At 69.6% G+C, this 19,391-nt stretch carries 22 protein-coding genes; 11 read left to right on the forward strand and 11 right to left on the reverse strand.

The features are described from left to right. The first annotated feature begins 14 nt into the window (after window positions 1–14). Window positions 15–941 (forward strand): tyrosine-protein phosphatase, encoded by a 927-nt coding sequence (locus J7E89_RS38875; RefSeq protein ID WP_214981014.1) that lies wholly within the window; start codon window positions 15–17, stop codon window positions 939–941. Window positions 942–1,052: 111 nt separating this feature from the next. On the opposite strand, the gene J7E89_RS38880 is transcribed toward J7E89_RS38875, so the two are convergent. Both J7E89_RS38880 and J7E89_RS38885 read right to left on the reverse strand, forming a co-directional pair. Further along, complete coding sequence (locus J7E89_RS38880) at window positions 1,053–2,735, reverse strand: DEAD/DEAH box helicase (protein ID WP_214981016.1); 1,683 nt, start codon at window positions 2,733–2,735, stop codon at window positions 1,053–1,055. Between the two features lie 89 nt (window positions 2,736–2,824). Beyond that, on the reverse strand, window positions 2,825–3,028 hold the full coding sequence (locus J7E89_RS38885) for a cold-shock protein (RefSeq protein WP_015607926.1): 204 nt from the start codon (window positions 3,026–3,028) through the stop codon (window positions 2,825–2,827). Between the two features lie 388 nt (window positions 3,029–3,416). Between J7E89_RS38885 and J7E89_RS38890 the strand changes: the two genes are divergently transcribed. Then, entirely contained in the window at window positions 3,417–4,055 is a 639-nt protein-coding gene (locus J7E89_RS38890) for an SIMPL domain-containing protein (protein WP_214981018.1), read from the forward strand. A 93-nt stretch (window positions 4,056–4,148) separates the two neighbouring features. Here J7E89_RS38890 and J7E89_RS38895 read toward each other — a convergent pair whose 3' ends face one another. The 3 genes from J7E89_RS38895 to J7E89_RS38905 form a co-directional block, all read right to left on the reverse strand. Further along, window positions 4,149–5,306, reverse strand: coding sequence for an acetyl-CoA C-acetyltransferase (locus J7E89_RS38895; protein WP_214981019.1), 1,158 nt, complete (start codon window positions 5,304–5,306; stop codon window positions 4,149–4,151). Window positions 5,307–5,368: 62 nt separating this feature from the next. Beyond that, entirely contained in the window at window positions 5,369–5,980 is a 612-nt protein-coding gene (locus J7E89_RS38900; protein ID WP_214981055.1) for a TetR/AcrR family transcriptional regulator, read from the reverse strand. Window positions 5,981–6,017: 37 nt separating this feature from the next. Continuing rightward, window positions 6,018–6,812, reverse strand: a complete 795-nt coding sequence (locus tag J7E89_RS38905; protein ID WP_214981021.1) for an SDR family oxidoreductase — start codon at window positions 6,810–6,812, stop codon at window positions 6,018–6,020. Between the two features lie 182 nt (window positions 6,813–6,994). On the opposite strand from J7E89_RS38905, the gene J7E89_RS38910 reads away from it, so the two are divergent. From J7E89_RS38910 to J7E89_RS38920, 3 genes are read left to right on the forward strand one after another with little or no spacing between them, the layout of a single operon-like run. After that, window positions 6,995–7,861 carry an enoyl-CoA hydratase gene (locus tag J7E89_RS38910; RefSeq protein WP_214981023.1) on the forward strand — a complete coding sequence of 289 codons (867 nt, stop codon included), beginning with the start codon at window positions 6,995–6,997 and terminating at the stop codon, window positions 7,859–7,861. Next, window positions 7,861–9,006, forward strand: coding sequence for an acyl-CoA dehydrogenase family protein (locus J7E89_RS38915; RefSeq protein ID WP_214981025.1), 1,146 nt, complete (start codon window positions 7,861–7,863; stop codon window positions 9,004–9,006). Before J7E89_RS38910 ends, J7E89_RS38915 begins: the two co-directional genes overlap by 1 nt. After that, window positions 9,006–9,995 carry an acyl-CoA dehydrogenase family protein gene (locus J7E89_RS38920; RefSeq protein WP_214981028.1) on the forward strand — a complete coding sequence of 330 codons (990 nt, stop codon included), beginning with the start codon at window positions 9,006–9,008 and terminating at the stop codon, window positions 9,993–9,995. The genes J7E89_RS38915 and J7E89_RS38920 overlap by 1 nt, the downstream gene beginning before the upstream one ends. 302 nt (window positions 9,996–10,297) lie before the next feature. On the opposite strand, the gene J7E89_RS38925 is transcribed toward J7E89_RS38920, so the two are convergent. After that, window positions 10,298–10,795: a pyridoxamine 5'-phosphate oxidase family protein gene (locus J7E89_RS38925; protein ID WP_214981030.1), complete on the reverse strand. Its 498-nt coding sequence runs from the start codon at window positions 10,793–10,795 to the stop codon at window positions 10,298–10,300. A 73-nt stretch (window positions 10,796–10,868) separates the two neighbouring features. Between J7E89_RS38925 and J7E89_RS38930 the strand changes: the two genes are divergently transcribed. Together J7E89_RS38930 and J7E89_RS38935 are read left to right on the forward strand one after the other, a co-directional pair. After that, complete coding sequence (locus J7E89_RS38930; protein WP_214981031.1) at window positions 10,869–11,249, forward strand: VOC family protein; 381 nt, start codon at window positions 10,869–10,871, stop codon at window positions 11,247–11,249. 98 nt (window positions 11,250–11,347) lie between these two features. After that, window positions 11,348–12,847, forward strand: a complete 1,500-nt coding sequence (locus J7E89_RS38935) for an FAD-dependent oxidoreductase (RefSeq protein ID WP_214981037.1) — start codon at window positions 11,348–11,350, stop codon at window positions 12,845–12,847. 61 nt (window positions 12,848–12,908) lie between these two features. On the opposite strand, the gene J7E89_RS38940 is transcribed toward J7E89_RS38935, so the two are convergent. From J7E89_RS38940 to J7E89_RS38955, 4 genes are all read right to left on the reverse strand, one after another. Beyond that, window positions 12,909–13,460, reverse strand: coding sequence for a HutD family protein (locus tag J7E89_RS38940; RefSeq protein WP_214981038.1), 552 nt, complete (start codon window positions 13,458–13,460; stop codon window positions 12,909–12,911). Next, window positions 13,457–14,173, reverse strand: a complete 717-nt coding sequence (locus tag J7E89_RS38945; protein ID WP_214981040.1) for a VWA domain-containing protein — start codon at window positions 14,171–14,173, stop codon at window positions 13,457–13,459. The genes J7E89_RS38940 and J7E89_RS38945 overlap by 4 nt, the downstream gene beginning before the upstream one ends. A gap of 119 nt (window positions 14,174–14,292) precedes the next feature. Continuing rightward, a complete protein-coding gene (locus J7E89_RS38950; RefSeq protein WP_214981042.1) occupies window positions 14,293–14,535 on the reverse strand; it encodes a hypothetical protein in 243 nt (80 codons plus the stop codon). 64 nt (window positions 14,536–14,599) lie between these two features. Next, window positions 14,600–15,214: a helix-turn-helix transcriptional regulator gene (locus J7E89_RS38955; protein WP_308315752.1), complete on the reverse strand. Its 615-nt coding sequence runs from the start codon at window positions 15,212–15,214 to the stop codon at window positions 14,600–14,602. A gap of 240 nt (window positions 15,215–15,454) precedes the next feature. Here J7E89_RS38955 and J7E89_RS38960 point away from each other — a divergent pair, with 240 nt between their 5' ends. Then, on the forward strand, window positions 15,455–16,192 hold the full coding sequence (locus tag J7E89_RS38960; RefSeq protein WP_308315753.1) for a glucose 1-dehydrogenase: 738 nt from the start codon (window positions 15,455–15,457) through the stop codon (window positions 16,190–16,192). A 194-nt stretch (window positions 16,193–16,386) separates the two neighbouring features. On the opposite strand, the gene J7E89_RS41590 is transcribed toward J7E89_RS38960, so the two are convergent. Then, window positions 16,387–16,572, reverse strand: a complete 186-nt coding sequence (locus J7E89_RS41590) for a hypothetical protein (protein ID WP_251061686.1) — start codon at window positions 16,570–16,572, stop codon at window positions 16,387–16,389. Between the two features lie 177 nt (window positions 16,573–16,749). Here J7E89_RS41590 and J7E89_RS38970 point away from each other — a divergent pair, with 177 nt between their 5' ends. The 3 genes from J7E89_RS38970 to J7E89_RS38980 form a co-directional block, all read left to right on the forward strand. After that, window positions 16,750–17,661 carry a rhomboid family intramembrane serine protease gene (locus J7E89_RS38970; RefSeq protein ID WP_214981047.1) on the forward strand — a complete coding sequence of 304 codons (912 nt, stop codon included), beginning with the start codon at window positions 16,750–16,752 and terminating at the stop codon, window positions 17,659–17,661. A gap of 262 nt (window positions 17,662–17,923) precedes the next feature. Beyond that, the gene (locus J7E89_RS38975; RefSeq protein ID WP_214981049.1) at window positions 17,924–18,883 is read left to right on the forward strand and encodes an MFS transporter; all 960 of its coding nucleotides are present in this window, start codon (window positions 17,924–17,926) and stop codon (window positions 18,881–18,883) included. Between the two features lie 67 nt (window positions 18,884–18,950). Next, window positions 18,951–19,391, forward strand: a 441-nt coding sequence (locus J7E89_RS38980) for a hypothetical protein (RefSeq protein WP_214981051.1), incomplete at its 3' end; no start/stop codon positions are given.

The following is a 19,391-nucleotide window of genomic DNA, read 5'->3' on the forward strand; positions in this document are numbered from 1 at the left end:
ACAGGAGTTGTCAGATGAGCCGTGCCGCCCGAACCCGCATTCGCCTGGCGACCGGAGCGGTCCTCTCCGCTCTCGCCATCGGCTGTCTGCCCGCCGCCACCTCGGCCTTCGCCGCACCCCCGACCGTCGCCACCCACCGCGAAACCGTCCGCCAGATTCCCCTCCAGGGCGCGACCAACGTCCGTGACCTGGGCGGCTATCGCACGTACGACGGGGAAGAGGTCCGTTACGGACAGGTCTACCGCGCCGACGCGCTCGGCAAGCTCACCGACTCCGACGTGGCCGCCCTCGGCCACCTCGGCCTGACGAAGGTCGTCGACTTCCGGGTCCCTGTCGAGGTCCAGTACGACGGCGCCGACAGGCTGCCGCCCGGCCTCACCGCGACGTCCCGGCCGGTCACCGACAACGGTCTGTACGCGCGGCTGTTGACCGCCATCGGGTCCAAGGACCCGGTGAAGCAGGAGGAGATGCTGGGGGACGGCAGAGCCGCGGCATTCATGCGGGACGTCTACCGTACGTTCGTCACCAACCCGGAGAACCGGGCGCGGTTCGCCGAGACGCTGCGCGACATCGCGAACAGCGACCGCCGCTCGCCGCTGCTGTACCACTGCACTTCGGGCAAGGACCGTACGGGCTGGACGAGTTACGTACTGCTGCGGGCGCTCGGCGTACCGTCGCGCACGGCGGAGCGCGACTATCTCGCGTCGAATGCGTACCGCGCGGCGCACGACGCCAAGGTTCGCGACGGGCTGAAGCAGTCCGGGATGATGCAGAACCCGGATCTGCTGATCCCGCTCCAGGAGGTACGGATGGACTATCTGGACGCGGCGCTGGAGAGGGTGGAGGCGGATTACGGCGGCCTCGACCGCTACCTCACGGAGGGCCTGGCCCTTGACCGCCGCACGCTGCTGAAGCTCCGGGCGGTCTTGCTGCGCCACTAGGGGCGACCCGGGCCGGTAACTGGGGCTCCGGCCCCAGACCCTGCTCCTCAATCGCCGGAGGGGCTCCATAGGAGCCCGTCCGGCGATTGAAAGCCCCGCAGAGCACACCCCTTACGCAGCCGCGCTCCGGCGGCCACCACGCCCACGGCCACGACCGCCACCGCCACCGCCACCGGCACCGGCACCGGCACCGGCACCGGCACCGGCACCACCCTGCGACGCACGACCACCAGCACCGGCCTGCGCGCGGCCACGGCCACCGCCACCGGCCTGCGCCCGCTCGCCCTGCGCACGGCCGCCACCCTGCGTACGGGTCCCACCCGTACCAGCGCCACCGCCGCCGCCACCACGACCAGCGGCACCACCACGGCCACCGCCACCACTCTGCTGCGGACGCCGCTTCGGCTTCGAAGAAGCCTGCTGCTGCTGCGGAACCTCGATCACGATGGCGACGCCCGAAGGCTCGCGCGCACCCGTGATACGGGTCAGCTCGTCGTCGCTGGACTTGACCCGCGCGGTCTGCGGAACAATGCCGGCAGCCGACATCAGCTGCGTCATCTCGCGCTTCTCGTCGGGCAGCACCAGCGTGACGACGCTGCCGGACTCGCCCGCCCGCGCCGTACGCCCGCCCCGGTGCAGGTAGTCCTTGTGATCAGTCGGCGGGTCCACGTTGACGACCAAATCCAAGTCGTCGACGTGAATACCGCGGGCCGCCACGTTGGTCGCGACCAGCGCCGTGACCTGCCCGGTCTTGAACTGGTCGAGCGTGCGGTTGCGCTGCGGCTGCGAACGGCCGCCGTGCAGAGCCGCGGCGTACACACCACTTGCCAGCAGTCGCTTCGCGAAGCGGTCCGCGGCGCGCTTGGTGTCCACGAAGAGGATCACCCGCCCGTCGCGGGCGGCGATGCGCGTGGCGACGGCCTTCTTGTCGGTCTCGTCGGCGACGTACAGCACGTGGTGCTCCATCGTCGTCACCGCGCCCGCCGACGGGTCCACGGAATGGACCACCGGATCGGTCAGGAACATCCGTACGAGCCGGTCGACGTTGCGGTCGAGCGTCGCGGAGAACAGCATCCGCTGCCCGTCCGGCTCGACCTGCTTCAGCAGCGCCGTGACCTGCGGAAGGAAGCCCATGTCGGCCATCTGGTCGGCCTCGTCCAGGACGGTGATCGACACCTGGCCGAGGTCCGCGTCACCGCGCTCGATGAGGTCCTTCAGGCGGCCGGGGGTGGCCACGAGCACCTCGGCTCCACGCCGCAGCGTGTTCGCCTGCTTGGTGATCGACATGCCGCCGACGACGGTGGCCATCCGCAGGTTCACGGCCGTGGCGTACGGCGTGAGCGCGTCGGTGACCTGCTGCGCCAGCTCGCGGGTGGGCACCAGTACCAGCGCGAGCGGCGCGCGCGGCTCGGAACGGCGGCCGGCTGTACGGGCGAGCAGCCCGAGGCCGAAGGCGAGGGTCTTGCCGGAACCGGTGCGTCCGCGGCCGAGGATGTCGCGGCCCGCGAGCGTGTTCGGCAGGGTCGCGCCCTGAATGGGGAAGGGCTCGGTCACACCCTGGGCCGCCAGGGTCTTGAGCAGTGCCGCGGGCATGTCGAGATCGGCGAAGTTCTCGACGGGCGGCAGCGCCGGGGTAATCGTCTCCGGCATCGCGAATTCACCCTGCACAGGCGTGGCCCTGCGGGAGGGTCCCTTTGCGGGCGCCTTGCCGCGAGCGGCCTGCGAGGAGCGATTGCGGACGGGACGGGCGGAGCGTGAGGTGCTGGCGGCGGCCGGGCGTTCGGAGCGGGTCATTCAGGTTTTGCCTTCCTGGGAACAAGCACAAGCCGGGGCCCGCACCTTCACGGTGCGGGCCCCGGCTAGCGAGGTATCGCGTCGGCGAATTAGGCCGGGACGATGTTCTCCGCCTGCGGGCCCTTCTGGCCCTGCGTGACGTCGAAGGAGACCTTCTGGCCCTCCTGGAGCTCACGGAAGCCCTGGGTGGCAATGTTCGAGTAGTGAGCGAAGACGTCAGCGCCGCCGCCGTCCTGCTCGATGAAGCCGAAGCCCTTTTCCGAGTTGAACCACTTCACGGTTCCAGTAGCCATGTCATTCTCCTAAAAAACTGGGGCAGATCCGGAAATCCGCACTGTACGGATTCCACGTCGCCGCAATGAGCCCCATCCGGAGAACCGGAAAACAAAATGCGCCTGAGGAAGCATTCCCGTCAGGCGCACATAATGTTTATGGGTACCAAAACTGCAACTCGTCCACTCTAACACGATGGCGCCGGAGCACCACCCCTTCACCCGAAGAAGATCGTCGTACATGAGACTGCGTCGCGCCCCGGGCGCCCGCCCGGCCGGCACTCGCCCGCCGGGCCGCCAACCGCCGCCAACGCCGCGCTGCGAGCCCGTCCGAGCCCTCCCCAACCCTCCCCACCCTCCCCATCCCAATTGGGCTGCTGGAGCGAGTGATTGATGTTTGAATCCCCGGATGACTCAATCGATCAGTGAACCGTGGGGCCTCAGCGTGTTCGGTGCGGGCAGCGTGCGGGCGGAGCCGCAGCTCGTACGGGTGCGGCTGGCCGTAGACGTGCTGGAGCCCTCGCCGGACAAGGCCTTCCAGGAGGCCGGCACCGCGGTGTCGAACCTCCGCGAGACGCTGCGCCGGCACGGCATACCGGACGCGTCGGTGTCCGGCTCCCGGCTGTCGCTCAAGTCGGAGTACGAGGACTACTCGAAGCGCCAGTCCCTCGGTTACCGCTGCCGCACCTCCTACGTCGTCGAGTCGACCGCGATCGACGGGCTGCAGCAGCTCATCGTGGACGCGGTCGCCGCCGGCGCCAACCGGGTCGACGGCGTTGAATTCGACGTACGGGACAAGCCCGCGATGCGCGACGAGGCCAGGCGCAAGGCGGTGGCCGCGGCCCGCCGCAAGGCGGAGGTCTACGCGGAGGCGGCCGGGGCGTCACTCGGCACGGTGGTGCACATCCAGGACGTCGACGCCGAGTCGTACGAAATGCGGGGCCACCGCGGCCACGGCTCCGGCGGCGGCGCCTCCGAGGGGGACCTGGCCCCGGGAACGGTGGAAGTCTCGGCAGGCGTGCTCCTGGGCTTCACGCTGTCCCAGTAACCAGCGCGCCGACCGCATGAAGCTGCGGGGGCGGGGGCGGGGGCGGGGTGGTTCGGGGCAGGTCGCGCCGGGGCCACTCCCGCCCCACATCCCTCAGACGCGTTCGATGATCGTGACGTTCGCCTGCCCGCCGCCCTCGCACATCGTCTGGAGGCCGAACCGGCCCCCCGTACGCTCCAGTTCGTGCAGCAGCGTCGTCATCAGCTTGACGCCGGTTGCCCCCAAAGGGTGACCCAGCGCGATGGCGCCGCCGTTGACGTTCACCCGGGCGGGGTCCGCGCCCGTCTCCTTCAGCCAGGACAGCACAACAGGCGCGAAGGCCTCGTTGATCTCGACCAGGTCGATGTCGTCGATCGTCATGCCGGCCTTCTTCAGCGCGTACGCCGTCGCCGGGATCGGCGCGGACAGCATCCGGATCGGGTCCTCCCCCCGCACGGACAAGTGGTGGATACGGGCACGCGGCGTCAACCCGTGCTCCGCGACCGCCCGTTCGGAGGCGATCAGCATCGCCGCCGCACCGTCCGAGACCTGCGACGAGCACGCCGCAGTGATCGTGCCGCCCTCCAGAACCGGCTTCAGCCCCGCCATCTTCGCCAGCGTCGTGTCACGGCGCGGCCCCTCGTCGACCGTCACGTCCCCGTACGCCACGGTCTCGCGCTCGAAACGGCCCTCGTCGATCGCTCGGATCGCCCGCTGATGCGACCGAAGAGCGAACTCCTCCATGTCGAGCCGCGAGATGCCCCACTTCTCGGCGATCAGCTCCGCCCCGTGGAACTGGTTCACCGGCTGCGAGCCGTACCGGACGCGCCAGCCCTCCGAGCCCGCGAACGGGCCTTCCGTGAGGCCCAGCGGCTCCGCCGCCTGCCGGGAAGCGAAGGCGATCGGGATCTGCGTCATGTTCTGGACACCCCCGGCGACGACCAGGTCCTGCGTCCCCGACATCACGCCCTGCGCCGCGAAGTGCACCGCCTGCTGCGAGGATCCGCACTGCCGGTCGATCGTGACCCCGGGCACCTCCTCCGGGAGCCCGGCCGCCAGCCACGCCGTACGGGCGATGTCGCCCGCCTGCGGTCCCACCGTGTCCAGGCAGCCGAAGACGACGTCCTCGACCGCCGACGGGTCGATGCCGGAGCGCGAGACGAGGGCCTTCAAGACGTGCGCCCCGAGGTCGGCGGGGTGGACGGCCGCGAGGCCTCCCTTGCGCCGGCCGACAGGGGTGCGTACCGCTTCGACTATGTAAGCCTCGGCCATGACTGCTGCTCCTTCGCGGATGACGAACGTGACGAGCGTTTGACGAGCGGTTTCGAGCGGTTTTACGTACGCAGAGCGATGCCGTCCAGGACCATCGACAGGTACTGGCGGGCGATCTCGTCGGGGCTGTGCAGGCCGCCGGGCCGGTACCACGACGCGGCGACCCAGACGGTGTCGCGGACGAATCGATAGGTGAGCCGGATGTCGAGGTCGGCGCGGAAGACCTGCGCCGCGACGCCGCGTTCCAGCGTCCCCAGCCACGCCTTCTCGAACTTCTGCTGCGAGTCGGCGAGGTAGTGGAAGCGAGGCTGCGCGGACAGGTGCCTGGACTCCTTCTGGTAGATCGCGACGGCGGCGCGGTGCCGGTCGATCTCCCGGAAGGACTCGGTGACGAGCGCCTCGATGGTCTCCCTCGGCCCGAGCCCGGCGGCGAGCACGGCGTCGTACCCCTCCCACAGCTCGTGCAGGAAGGCCGAGAGGATCTCGTCGAGCATCGATTCCTTGGAATCGAAGTGGTAGTAGAGGCTGCCCGCGAGCATCCCCGCCTCGTCCGCGATCTTGCGGACGGTGGTGGCGTTGTAGCCCTGGGCGGCGAACACCTCGGCCGCCGTGTCGAGGAGTTCGCGGCGCCGCTCGGGCGACGCGGTCACCTGGTTCTTCTTCTTGCTGGGCACGTTGTTAGGCACGCTGCCATTGTCCGTCCAGGCACGCCTAGGCACGCTGACTGCTGATGGAGACCGTCTCGCCGGTCATGTACGAGGAGTAGCCGCTGGCCAGGAAGACGATGACGTTCGCGACCTCCCAGGGCTCGGCGTACCGGCCGAACGCCTCGCGCTCGGTGAGTTCGGCGAGCAGCTCGACGGAGGTCACCTTCACCAGGTGCGGGTGCATGGCGAGGCTGGGGGCGACGGCATTGACGCGTACGCCGTACGCCGCCGCCTCGACGGCCGCGCATCGGGTGAGCGCCATGACGCCGGCCTTGGCGGCGGCGTAGTGTGCCTGGCCCGCCTGGGCTCGCCAGCCGACGACGGAGGCGTTGTTGACGACGATGCCGCCCCGGCCGGCCGCCTTGAGGGCGCGCAGCGCCGCCCGGGTGCAACGGAAGGTGCCGTTCAGCGTCACGTCGAGGACTTTGGACCACTGCTCGTCGGTCATCTCGACGAGCTCCGCCGTGCCGCCGAGGCCGGCGTTGTTGACGACGATGTCCAGGCCGCCGTGTTCGCGTGCGGCGAGGTCGAAGAGCGCCCGTACCTGGGCCTCCTCGGTGACGTCGCACGGCAGGGAGGCGACGTTGTCGGCGCCGAACTCGCGGGCGAGCGCCTGCTCGGTCTCCTTGAGGCGGCGGGCGTGGGCGTCACCGATGAGAATGCGCGCGCCCTCCTCCAGGAATTTGCGCGCTGTGGCGCCGCCAATACCGGCGCCGGCCGCGGCGGTGATGACGGCGGTACGCCCCTTGAGCAGACCGTGCCCCGGAACGTACTCGGGAACGTTCCCGGGTGCCCTCATCGCCCGTACCTCCCTCGGCAGACCGAGCACACGCTCGGCGATGGTGTTGCGCTGGGTCTCGTCCGATCCGGCGTAGACGGTGACGGCGCGGGAGAACAGGAACAGCCGCGCGACTCGTGCGCTCGACGCTGCTCATGGCCGTACGTTAACCTACCAAACACTTGTTAGGGAAGGACGAGCCGATGCCCACTCCGACGCCCACTCCGCCCGATCACCAAGAGCCTGTTCTGTACGAACGACGCGGCCCGGTCGCGTACGTCACCCTCAACCGCCCGCGCTACCGCAACGCCCAGAACTCCGCGATGACGTACGCCCTGGACGCCGCCTTCTACCGGGCGGCGGAGGATTCCGAGGTCAAGGTCGTCGTGCTCGCCGGAGCCGGTGAGCACTTCTCCGCCGGTCACGACATCGGCACGCCGGAGCGCGACGCTCACCTCCCGTTCGAGCGCAAGGCGGGCCTCTGGTGGGACCACTCCGACAAGCACGGCGCCGAGTCGCGCTTCGCGCGTGAGTCGGAGGTCTATCTGGGGATGTGCCGGCGCTGGCGCGAACTGCCGAAGCCGGTCGTCGCGTCCGTCCAGGGGGCGTGCGTCGCGGGCGGGCTGATGCTCGCCTGGATCTGCGACCTGATCGTCGCTTCCGAGGACGCGTTCTTCGCTGATCCGGTGGTGCGGATGGGCATTCCCGGGGTCGAGTATTTCGCACACCCGTGGGTGATGCCCCCACGGATCGCCAAAGAGTTCCTCTACACGGGCGACCGGATGCCCGCGCGCAGGGCGTACGAGGTCGGGATGGTCAACCGCGTCGTGGAACGGGCCGAGCTGGCGGAACGTACCGAGGAACTGGCCCTTCGGATCGCCGAAATGCCCCGCCTGGGACTGGCCCTCACCAAGCGGGCGGTGAACCAGGCGGAGGACCTACAGGGCCTGCACACCGGCATGGACTCGGTCTTCGGACTGCACCACCTCGCCCACGCCCACAACGCCGAGACCGCCGCCGATTCGCTCGGCGGAATGGACGTCTCCGCGATGAAGAAGGCGAGCAGCTGATGGACTTGCGGCACACCCCGGAGGAGGCATCCTTCCGCGCCGAGGCGCGGGCGTGGCTGGAGGCGCATGTCCCCGCCGTGCCGCTCCCTTCCCTGGAGACGGAGGCGGGTTTCGCGGATCATCGCGCGTGGGAGGCACGGTTGCACGCGGACCGGTGGTCGGTCGTGTCGTGGCCGCAGGAGTACGGCGGCCGGGGCGTCGACATCTTCAAGTGGCTTCTCTTCGAGGAGGAGTACTTCGCGGCGGGCGCGCCGGGGCGGGTCTCGCAGAACGGCATCAACCTCCTCGCGCCAACGCTCTTCGACCATGGCACCACCGATCAGCGTGCCCGGGTTCTGCCGTCCATGGCGAGCGGTGAGGTGATCTGGGCGCAGGCCTGGTCCGAGCCCGAGTCGGGATCGGATCTCGCCTCCCTCAAGTCCCGGGCCGTACGGACCGACGGCGGGTGGCTGCTGTCGGGGCAGAAGACCTGGTCGTCGCGGGCCGCCTTCGCGGACCGGGCCTTCGGGATCTTCCGTACGGACGCGGAGGCGGCGAAGCCCCACCACGGCCTGACCTACCTGATGTTCGACCTGAGGGCCGACGGGGTCACGGTCCGCCCCATTGGCCGGCTCGACGGCAAGCCCGCCTTCGCGGAGCTCTTCCTGGACGACGTGTTCGTACCGGACGATGACGTCATCGGGGAGCCGGGGCAGGGCTGGCGGATCGCCATGTCGACGACCGGGAACGAACGCGGGCTGACCCTGCGCTCCCCCGGCCGTTTCGTCGCCGCCGCCGGCCGGCTCGTACAGCAGTGGCGTACGTCGGCCGATCCTTCGGACACGGCGCTGCGTGACCGGGTGGCGGACGCGGTCGTCGGGGCGCGCGCCTATCAGCTGTTCACGTACGCCAACGCTTCGCGCTTCGCCGCGGGCGCGGTCATCGGAGCGGAGTCCAGCCTCAACAAGGTCTTCTGGTCCGACTACGACATCGCTCTGCACGAGACGGCGCTCGATCTGCTGGGCACAGACGGCGAACTGGCGCGGGGCGAGTGGGCGGAGGGCTATGTGTTCTCGCTCGCCGGCCCGATCTACGCCGGCACCAACGAAATCCAGCGCGACATCATCGCCGAGCGCCTGCTCGGTCTCCCGAAGGGCCGCCGCTGATGAGGTTCCTGTTGACCGAGGAGCAGGCCGCTTTCGGGCGTTCCCTGGAAGCGATGCTGAGAGCCGCGGACACGCCGTCGGTTGTACGTTCCTGGGCAGCCGGAAACGCCGTTCCCGGGAACGCACTGTGGGCGCGTATGGGTGAGGCGGGCGTGTTCTCGCTGGCCGTTCCCGAGGCGTATGAGGGTGTGGGGCCGCTGCCGGTCGAACTGGCGGTGGCTTTTGTGGAGCTGGGGCGGCATGCGGTGCCCGGTCCGGTGGTGGAGACGGTCGCGACCGCCGCCCTGCTGGCTCACCTGGCCGGGCACGGCGAGGAGGGCCCGGCAAAGCGGCTGCTGCCGACGCTGGCCTCGGGCGGGACGAGTGCGACGCTCACGCTTCCCGGCGGCGGCCCGTACGCGCTGGACGCGGATTCGGCGACGTACCTCCTCACCGTGCACGGCGACGAGCTGCGACTCGCTCACGGGTACGGCGCGCTCCACGCGTCCGCGGATCCGGCGCGCCGCTTGTACCGGACGGAGCCGGGCGGCGAACTGCTCGCCTCGGGGCCGGCCGTGACGGCAGCCGCCGAGTACGCCGCCGGCCGGGCGTCATTCGCCACCGCCGCACAGGCGCTGGGCACCGGCGTCGCGCTGCTGGACCGGACAGTGGCGTACGTCAAGCAACGCACGCAGTTCGGGACGGCCATCGGCGGCTTCCAGGCGGTCAAGCACCGGCTGGCCGACACTCTGATCGGTCTGGAGTTCGCCCGGCCACTGCTCTTCGGCGCCGCCCTGTCCATGACCTCGGCCGATATCGCCGCCGCGAAGGTCACAGCGGGCGAGGCGGCCTACGCCGCCGCCCGGACAGCGCTCCAGCTGCACGGGGCGGTCGGCTACACGGACGAACTGGACCTCTCCCTATGGCTCCGCAAGGCCCGCCCACTGCGAGACGCGTGGGGCACCCCGTCCGAATGCCGGTCAAAGGTACTGGCGGCACCTACCCCATGACGCTCGGTCAGCACGCCGCCGCCCACCTTCAAGGAGAGGCCGACGAAGACGCTCACCGATCTCGTCGGCTCCAACGGGCGGGCGAGGGGGGCGGCATAGGTGACGCCACAGGAGCAATCGTGTCGGCTTCAACGGGCGGGCAGGGCGGGAGAGGTGGCCGCCGCAGGCGGCGCAACTAACGGGCCGCAACCGCCGACGGCGGCGGCGAGCCCCCCGACGGAGACGGCAACCAATCGTGCCGGCTTCAACGGGGCGGGCGGACGGAGCCGACCGCCAAACCATGCCCGCCCACCCAAGGGGCCTCAGTCCTCCCGAGCCCCTTCGTCGCCGTTGCCCCGGCGAATCGTGCGTACTGGCTGACCCGGCCGCCACGCTCGCACCACGAGCGCGTCGCCCTCAATGGAGGTCCGGACCACCTCCGTCGGCTCAACGCGGAAAAGATGGAACGGCTCCGGCGGCTTGATCTCCCCGACGAACCGGGCGATGACATCCGGATCGGTGACCTCCACCGCCCGGCCGCTGATCCGCGCGTCCCCGTCCCGCATCTGCTCATCCGCGCCCGGGTTCGCCTGGATGGCGAAGCGCGGATCGCGCTGAAGGTCCTGCGCCTTGCGTGAGTACGGCATCATGCCGAGCCACAACTCTCCGTGGAGAAACGTCACTTCGAGCCCGGTCACACGCGGCGACCCGTCCTTTCGGACCGTCGCGAGAACATGGTGCTTGTACTGCTGGAATCGTTGCTGCACGGCCTCCGCGAACTGCGGTTCCGCCACCTGGAAGTCTTCCCAACCGTTCACCATGACGTCATCGAACCCTGGATACCCGACATCTTCTGTCGGGTATCGGCTTTCCTTCGGCGATAGGGTCCCGCACGTGATCGCCGAACTGCAGTGCGTGGTGCTCGACTGCGCCGACCCCCTCACCCTCGCCCACTTCTACGCTTCGCTGGCCGGCGGCGAAGTGAATCGGCCGGACCGCCGATGGGGCGTCGACGACGACTGGGCCACGCTGCACACCCCCAACGGCCTCGTCCTCGCCTTCCAGCGCGTACCCGACCACCGCCCGCCGCGGTGGCCCGACCCGGCCCACCCACAGCAGTTCCATATGGACTTCAGCGTTCCGGATCTCCTCCACGCCCATGCCCAGATGTTGGAGCTGGGCGCCTCCCTGCTGCTCGACGACGGGGCGGGCGCCCGCAGTTGGCGGATCTACGCGGATCCCGCCGGTCACCCCTTCTGCCTCGTACGTCACTGACAACACACGTAGGCCAACAACCGTTGACATCAACTCGCTCCGTGCCCTACATTGGCCAACAAGCGTTGACCAACAAGCGTTGGCATCAGGAGGTCGCCATGCACGGCACGACCGGTACCACTTCTCAGCGCAGCAACGTCATCGTCGTCGGCGCGGGCCCCACCGGGCTGCTGCTCGCGGGCGATCTGGCCGCCGAAGGTGTCCCCGTCACGGTGGTGGAGCGGCGCCCCCGGGGCATCAGCAACCTGACCCGGGCCTTCGGTGTGCACGCCCGCACCCTGGAGCAGCTCGACGCCCGCGGCCTCGCCGACGAGCTCGTCACCACGGGTCAGATCGTCACCCGCCTGGAGCTCTTCGGCTCGCTCGCCCTCGACATCTCCGATCTCCCCTCGCGTTTCCCGTACTTGCTGGTGACTCCGCAGTTCGAAGTGGAGAAGCTGCTGCTGCGCCGGGCCGAGGAGAACGGCGCGACGTTCGTGTACGGAGCGGAGGTCACCGGGCTCGCACAGGACGACGCGGGCGTGACGCTCGGCGTGCGACGCGAGGACGGTACGGCCGAGACACTGCGAGCGGCCTACGCGGTGGGCGCCGACGGGGTGCGCAGTGCCGTGCGCAAAGCGCTGGACCTGCCCTTCCCCGGCCACTCGGTCATCAAGTCGATCGTCCTGGCCGACGTGCTGCTCGCCCAGGAACCCGACCGTACGGCCGCGGTGAACGGCATGGGCACGGCCTTCGGGTTCCTCATCCCCTTCGGGGACGGGTACTGGCGCGTGGGCGGCTGGGACCGTACGCGCGGCGAGATCCCCGACACCGCGCCCGTTGAGCTCGATGAGCTGCGCGAGATCGCCCGGCGCGCCTTCGGCAGCGACTTCGGTATGCACGACGCCCGCTGGATGTCCCGCTTCCACAGCGACGAACGCCAGGTCCCGCAGTACCGGGTGGGCAGGGTCCTCCTCGCGGGCGACGCGGCGCACACGCACTCCCCGGCCGGCGGCCAGGGCATGAACACCGGCCTCCAGGACGCGGCCAACCTCGGCTGGAAGCTGGCTTCCGTGGTGAACGGCCAGGCGCCGGACGGCCTGTTGGACTCGTATCACGACGAACGGCACCCGGTCGGCAGGGCCGTGCTGCGCAGCAGTGGCGCACTCATCCGCCTCGCCATGGCCCACAATCCACTGCAGCGCGGACTCCGCTCCCTACTGACCCTGATCGCCGGCAACGTACGCCCGGTCGCCCGCACGGCGATTGGGCAGATCACCGGCATCGGTTACTCATACGGCGCTCCGCGCGGCGCCCACCCGCTCACGGGCAGGCGCGTGCCGGACGTCGAGCTCCAGGAGGGACGGCTGTACGAGGCGCTTCGCGCGGGGCAGTTCGTACTGATCACGCCACGGGGCACGGAGGTCGACCACGACGATCGGCTCACGGTGACGCACTGGGCGAGTGACCGCCGTACGACTCTGCTCGTCCGCCCCGACGGCTACGCGGCCTGGGCCTCGGAGACCGCCGCCCCCGAGTCCGTCGCCGCGAGGATCGCCACCAGCGAGATGCGGGTCTCCTGGAGGTCCGCGATGCGTGCGTCGATACCGCGCAACTGACCGCGCAGATGGCCGCTCACGCACGACGCGAACCCCAGGGGTGGTGTCATGGAGATCGGGCTCAGCCGACCGTGAGGGTGACGACCGCCGTGTGCCCTCCGGCCAACAGGGCGCCCGGCGATGCGGTCACCACGGCGTCGTACCGGCCAAGGGTGACGCCCTCGAACGACGCGGTCCCGTCCAGCGCGACGATCACCACCGTCCCTCCCGGCGGGACTGCGACGTTGAGGTTCCCGCGCAGCACCGCGACCCGCGCGGCCGTCCGGCCCCTGCGGTACATGACGTTGAAGTTCACGACCCGGCCGTCGAGCAGTCGGCAGTCGGTGGCGATGTCCCCGGGAAAGTCGTACGGGACGTAACGCTGGTCGACGAGCCGCCGCTCACCGCCCACCGTGAGCTCCATCCCCGCACCCTCAGCCATCGTGAGGATCCGGTCCACCCCGGGGAATGCCGAGAACGGGCCGTCCCTTTCGACCTCCGCGAGGCTGATCCGCCAGTCGAAGTCGGCCATCCCGGCGTTCGGCGGGTATGCCGCGATCTCGCGGGTGACCCCGCCGCCGTTCTTCCACGCCACAGCCTCACGGTCGGCCGACCTCAGCACCTGGACGGTCATCGCACGATGCCCTGCGCCCGCGCCGCGGCCAGCCAGGCCGGGAACTCGCGCACCAACTGGTCGTACAGCTCGCTGTCGGAGACCTGGCGCGGATCCAGCCCGGCGTGGAAGTAGCCCGCGTTGTCTACCGGCCGCTTCGCCGGTACGGCCAGCTCGTCCAGCTTGCGCAGGAAGTCGAACTGCGTGCTTCGCGTATTACCGAAGCCCACGAACTGCCAGAACAGCGGCAGCTTCGCGGCCTTGCAGACGTACCGCTCCGCCGCGAGCTTGTTGATTGGACCGCCGTCGGTCTGGAAGACGACCAGTGCGGGCGCCGTCGATCCGCTGTCGAGGTAGTGGTCGATTACCGCGTCCATGGCCAGGTGATAGCTGGTCTTGCCCATGTGCCCGAGCCCCGCGACGATCTTGTCGATGCGGCCCTGGTGGTTGTCGAGGGCGATGTCCGTGATCGCGTCGACGTCCGTCGAGAAGAAGACGATCGGCACGCTGCCGTCGTCGTCGAGATTGGCCGAGAGCCCGAGCACCCGGTCGGCGAGCGCCTGCACGCTGCCGTCCCGGTAATACGGCTTCATGGAACCCGAGTAGTCGAGCACCAGATAGACGGCGGCGCGTTGCCCGCTCAACCCGTACTTTTGCAGCGAGACGCCGGCGCTCTTGTAGAAGCTGACGAGCGCGGGCGCGGTCTCCTCGACCTTGTGGAGGCTTATCGCCACGTCGGGTCTCCGTTTCGTACGCGATTCGGTTCGGTTCGGTTACGGGGCTGGTGGGACTGGCGGAATGCCGAGGTTACGTCACCGAGGTCACGTGATGCCGATGCCGCCGTGCAGCTCGATCATCTCGACTGCGGCTGCGGAGTGCGCTTGGAGCAGGGGGACTTCGGCGGCCGCGAGAGCAGGTTCCGCGTCGGAGTGAGCCGCGGCCAGGCGATGGAACTGGCCGACTCGACCGGCACGTATGGGTCGGCGAGCCGGTGCTTGACGGGCCTGAAGGTGCCGACCCCGATGGGGCGGCCCAACTGGACGCGGTCCTTGGCGTACTGGACGGTGATCTCCAGCGCCGGTCCAGCCGCGCCCACTTGTTCCGCTCACTGCCCTGACAGCGCTGCGCGAGTGTGACCCGCTGCTCTGCCTCCGCCGCACCTACGGCCGCGTACCGCGCCCGCGACGCTCCGAGGCTTCCAGCTCCTCGATGTCCGACAGCATGGCGTCGGCCAAGTCGCGTTCGGAGGCGTAGTACCGCTCCGCCCACTTGAGGGTGAGCGTGGGATACGCCCACGCCGGCTCCCCCTTCGCGTCCTCGACGTCCGCGAGCGCACGTTGGCGCATCTTCTCCGCGAACTCCCGGTGCTGGGCGAGCACTTCACGCATCTGCTCGGGTTCGAGGAGGTGCCCGAGCCAGAGCCGCAGCATCGGCCCGTGCTTCAGCACCGGCGGGTCGACGGGGGCCTCGCGCGCCCAGGTACGGACGGCGTCCATGCCCGCGTCGGTGATCCTGTACACGCGCTTGTCGCGGGTGCCGGTGTCCTGCGTGACCATGCGCGAGGTCGCGAAGCCGGCCTTCTCCAGCCGCTTCAGCTCGCTGTAGATCTGACTGAACGACGGACTCCAGTAGAAGAAGCGCAGCGACCGGTCCGACCACTTCTTGAGGTCGTAGCCGGACAGTTCCTCCCCGAAGGACAGCAGTCCGAGTACGGCCCAGCTCGTCGCCGGCAGCGCGGGCCGCTCGCCTTCGCCCCCCTGCTTCTTCTCCGTCACGGACCGCAGTCTACGGGCGGACATGACAGACACCCTTCCACCGACAGCCGCATGCCTGGTAGAAGTATTCCTGTTAGGCATAGCTCAGGAAATGCCGAGAACGAGAGACACCCGAGCGTTCGGTGTCGACGAGGTGATGTGCCTCATCCAGATGGGCACGGACCCGCAGGAGGCGTGCATGGAGACCCTCCGCCAGTAGGGCGAGACAGCCATACCCCACGTCACAGCACTGGAGGGCAAGTGAGCAGCGGCATCATCTCGCTCGACGGCAAAGTCGTCGTCATCACGGGCGCCGGCCGCGGCCAGGGGGCGGCCGAGGCCCGGCTCTTCGCCGAGGCCGGCGCGCGCGTGGTCATCACGGACGTACGAGAGGACGAAGGCCGGGAGGTGGCGAAGCCCCTGGGCAGACACGGTCTGTTCGTACGCCATGACGTGTCGTCGCAGGAGAGCTGGGCCGAGACGGTCGCGGCCGCGCTCTTCGCGTACGGCCGGATCGACGCCCTCGTGAACAACGCCGCCCTGTGGCGCACCGCGTCCGTCGAGCACGAGACCCTCACCAACTTCGAGACGCTGTTACGGGTCAACCTCCTCGGCCCCTTCCTCGGGATCCAGGCCGTCGTACCCGCGATGAAGGAGGCAGGCGGCGGCTCGATCGTGAACGTCTCGTCGACGGCCGGCCTGGTCGGCATCCCCGGCCATGCGGCGTACGGGTCCACGAAGTTCGGCCTGCGCGGCCTGACCCGCTCGTCCGCGCTGGATCTCGCGCCGTACAAAATCCGCGTCAACTCGATCCACCCCGGCGCCATCGACACCCCGATGGTGTCGTCGGTCGCGGGCCGGGACTGGTCACATCTGCCGCTCGGCCGGATGGGCCGGCCCGAGGAGGTCGGAGAGCTCGTACGTTTCCTCGTCTCGGACGCGTCCTCGTACATCACCGGCACAGAACTCACAGTGGACGGCGGGTCGACGACCGGATAACCGACGACCGCCCGGGACACGCCGCGCGCCCTGCGTCTCGGCCGGCTACCGCCGCCGGCCCCCGGAGCACCGCTCCCCACTCCCCCGCCGCGGCAGCGGCCGACAACGCGTACACCGTCGTCCAGCAGGCGTCCGCGCGCCGGCCCGGCCGATCGTCGTCGCGGGCGACTCCAGCGGCAGCGACCTGACGGCGGTTACGGCGCGCGGGCGCCCCGGAAGCGATCGCGACCCAGCTCCTCTTCCACCCGGCTCTGGACCACCGTCTCGAAGGTGGTTCGGCAGCGGCGTACGCCGCGGGCTGCTCCCACACCACCACCGCCCATATGCGCCGGCACTGCGAGCAGCACCTGCGCCCGGACGGCGACCCGTCCGATCCGCACGCTTCCCTCGGACTCGCCCCCGCCCTCACCGGCCTCCCGCCGGCGCCGGCCGCGGCGGGGTGCAGTTTGAAGTGCGACTCCGCCGCCGACTGGCCGGTACGGGTCCGTACGTTATCTTGATCGGCGCCGACCCCCACCGGCTCTCCCCCGTTTGCCCAGAAGTCCAAGGAGCCGGCCGTGGAAGCCGCTGTCACGACGTGTTACCGCCACCCCAAGTACGAGACGTACGTGAGCTGCACGCGCTGCGAGCGTTTCATCTGTCCCGACTGCATGCGTGAGGCGGCCGTGGGTCACCAGTGCCCCGAGTGCGTGAAGGAGGGCCACAAGTCGGTCCGCCAGGCACGCACCGTCTTCGGCGGCACGGTAGCCGGGGCGGCGGCGCCGGTGGTGACCTACGCGCTGATCGCGCTGAACGTCCTCGCCTACCTCGCCGAACTGGCGCGCCCCGACCTCGTCGACCGTTTCGGCATGATCGGCTGGGCGGTGATGGGCCCGGAGAACGGGGGCGATCCCGACCGGGGCTATCCCGAGCAGACCCTCGTCGGCGTGGCCGAGGGCGAGTGGTACCGGCTCTTCACGGGCGCCTTTCTCCACCTTCTCCCGACCGGGGGCGGTTTCGGCATCATGCACATCATCATGAACATGTTCTGCCTGTGGAACGTGGGAAGGACGGTCGAGGACCAGCTCGGCCGGGCGCGCTACGCCGGTCTCTATCTGCTGTCCGCGCTCGGCGGTTCGGTACTCGTCTACCTGATCGCTCCGCACACCCTCGTCGTGGGCGCCTCGGGCGCGGTCTTCGGCGTCTCGGCCTCGTACTACGTGCTCTGCCGCCGCCTGGGGCGCGACATGCAGGCCGTCAACCGCTTCATGGCGGGCCTCATGATCTGGATGGTGGTCTCCGCCCTGTTTGCCTCCTGGCAGGCCCACTTGGGCGGCCTGCTCACCGGCGCCCTGGTCAGCCTGGCCCTGGCGTACGCACCGCGCAAGAGCCGCACCGCGATCCAGGTGGCGTCGGGCGCCGGGGTGCTGGTGCTGCTGGTCGCGCTCGTGCTGATGAAGACGTCGGCACTGACGGCGGTCGGGGCCTGACGGGGCCACGGGCCAGAGCGGGGACGAGCTTGAGTGCTTCCTCCGCCGCGTCGCCGAGACCGGAGGCACGGGTCTTACGTTCACGGCGCAACACATCGGCCAGGAACCCAAGTTGGCCGTCATGCAGCCCGGCGACACTCGTAGGCGGCTGAGCCCCGCCCAGTTCCGCTGCGAGTTTCTTCAGCGCTGTCATGCCCCGACACGCTGAAGCGCAATTGACTTTTAGCCAGTAGATGGCGCCCGCGCCGCCGCCCGCCCCCGCGTGGACAAGCGCGGCGCGGTCACCTTCATCGCGGCGCTCGGACTGGTCATGTTCGCCATCACGCAGGGCGGTCAGGCGGGCTGGACCAGCCCGCTCGTGCTGTTTCCCCTGCTGGGCGGCCTCAGCCTCCTCGTGTTCTTCGTGGCGATCGAACGCCGCGCTGCCCACCCCATGCTGGACCTGGCGCTGCTGCGCAACCGCCGCTTCATGGGCTGGATCGTCGGCGCGACCTCCGTGGCCATCGGTTCCTCCGGGGTGATGATCTTCTTCCCCACCTACCTCAAGGGCGCCAACAGCCTCTCCGCCGGCGACGCGGGCCTGATCATGCTGATGATGACCGCCCCCGTCTTCGTCGTCCCGCAGATCGGGGCCCGCCTGGTCAACCGTGGTGTCCCCGCCCGCCACCTGGTCGGTACGGCGCTGATGCTGTCCGCCGTCGGCAACGCCCTGCTGGTCCTCCTCCTCCACCCGGGCGCCGGAGCCGCCACCCTCGCCGCCCCGCTCATCCTGATCGGCGTGGCCAACGGCCTGTCGATGGGCCTGGTCGACGCGCAGGCCATGAGCATGGTCGAACAGGAGCACGTGGGCATGGCATCGGGTCTGCTCAATACGATCCGGGCGGGCTCCAACTCCCTCATGCTCGCCGTCTTCGGCGCCGCTCTGATCACCCTGGTCCAGTCACGCGTGGGCGACGCCACCCTGGCGGCCGACGTGGCGGCGGGCAAGCTGGCGGGCCCCCACCACGCCGAACTGGCCGGACAGTTCACTTACGCCTGGCAGTTCGCCCTGACGCTGGTGGCGATCGTGATGACGGCGGCGGCGGTCCTGGTGCACCGCATGTTGATGCCCCCATGCGCCGTTGATTCGACCTTGACACCACAGACCGACCTCAAGACCCTTGACCTTCCACTCACGACTGCGCCGAGGGGGACAGGCGATGAGGTACCGGCCGAACGGTAGGGGGAACGTTTCAACAAGCCAGTACGGATGGGGACTTGGCGGTCTCTGCACCCTGATCTTGATCTCCGTGGTCGCGTTCCAGAACTTTCAGAACATCTTCCACCAGGAGAAGGACTTCGTCGTCGGCACGCTCTTCTCACTGGCCGGCTTCTGCTTCGCGAAGGCGCTGACCAGGCCACGCGGAGAGCGCGTGATGGAGGTTCTGCGGGACTCCGGGGCCTTCGAGCAGGTCGCGTTGATCGAACGCAATGTCCAGGCAGCGCAGGAGCGGCTCTCCGGTTATCACGACCTCCAGTGCAGGGACCCCGAGTTCTACCGGAACATCGGTGTGCTGCGCGTCGCCATCAATGACATCGACAAGTCCCTCACCAACCTCGCCGACCTGCGCAAGGCGCTGGACATCGATCCCGGCCAGAGCTACCCCGTGCCACCTGAAGTCAGGCTGGCCCTGCAATCGGTGCGACGCAACGTACATGAAGCGCTGGTCCGGCGGGACCAGGCGTACGAG

The organism is Streptomyces sp. ISL-100 (genome assembly GCF_018614615.1).
Classification (GTDB): Bacteria; Actinomycetota; Actinomycetes; order Streptomycetales; family Streptomycetaceae; genus Streptomyces.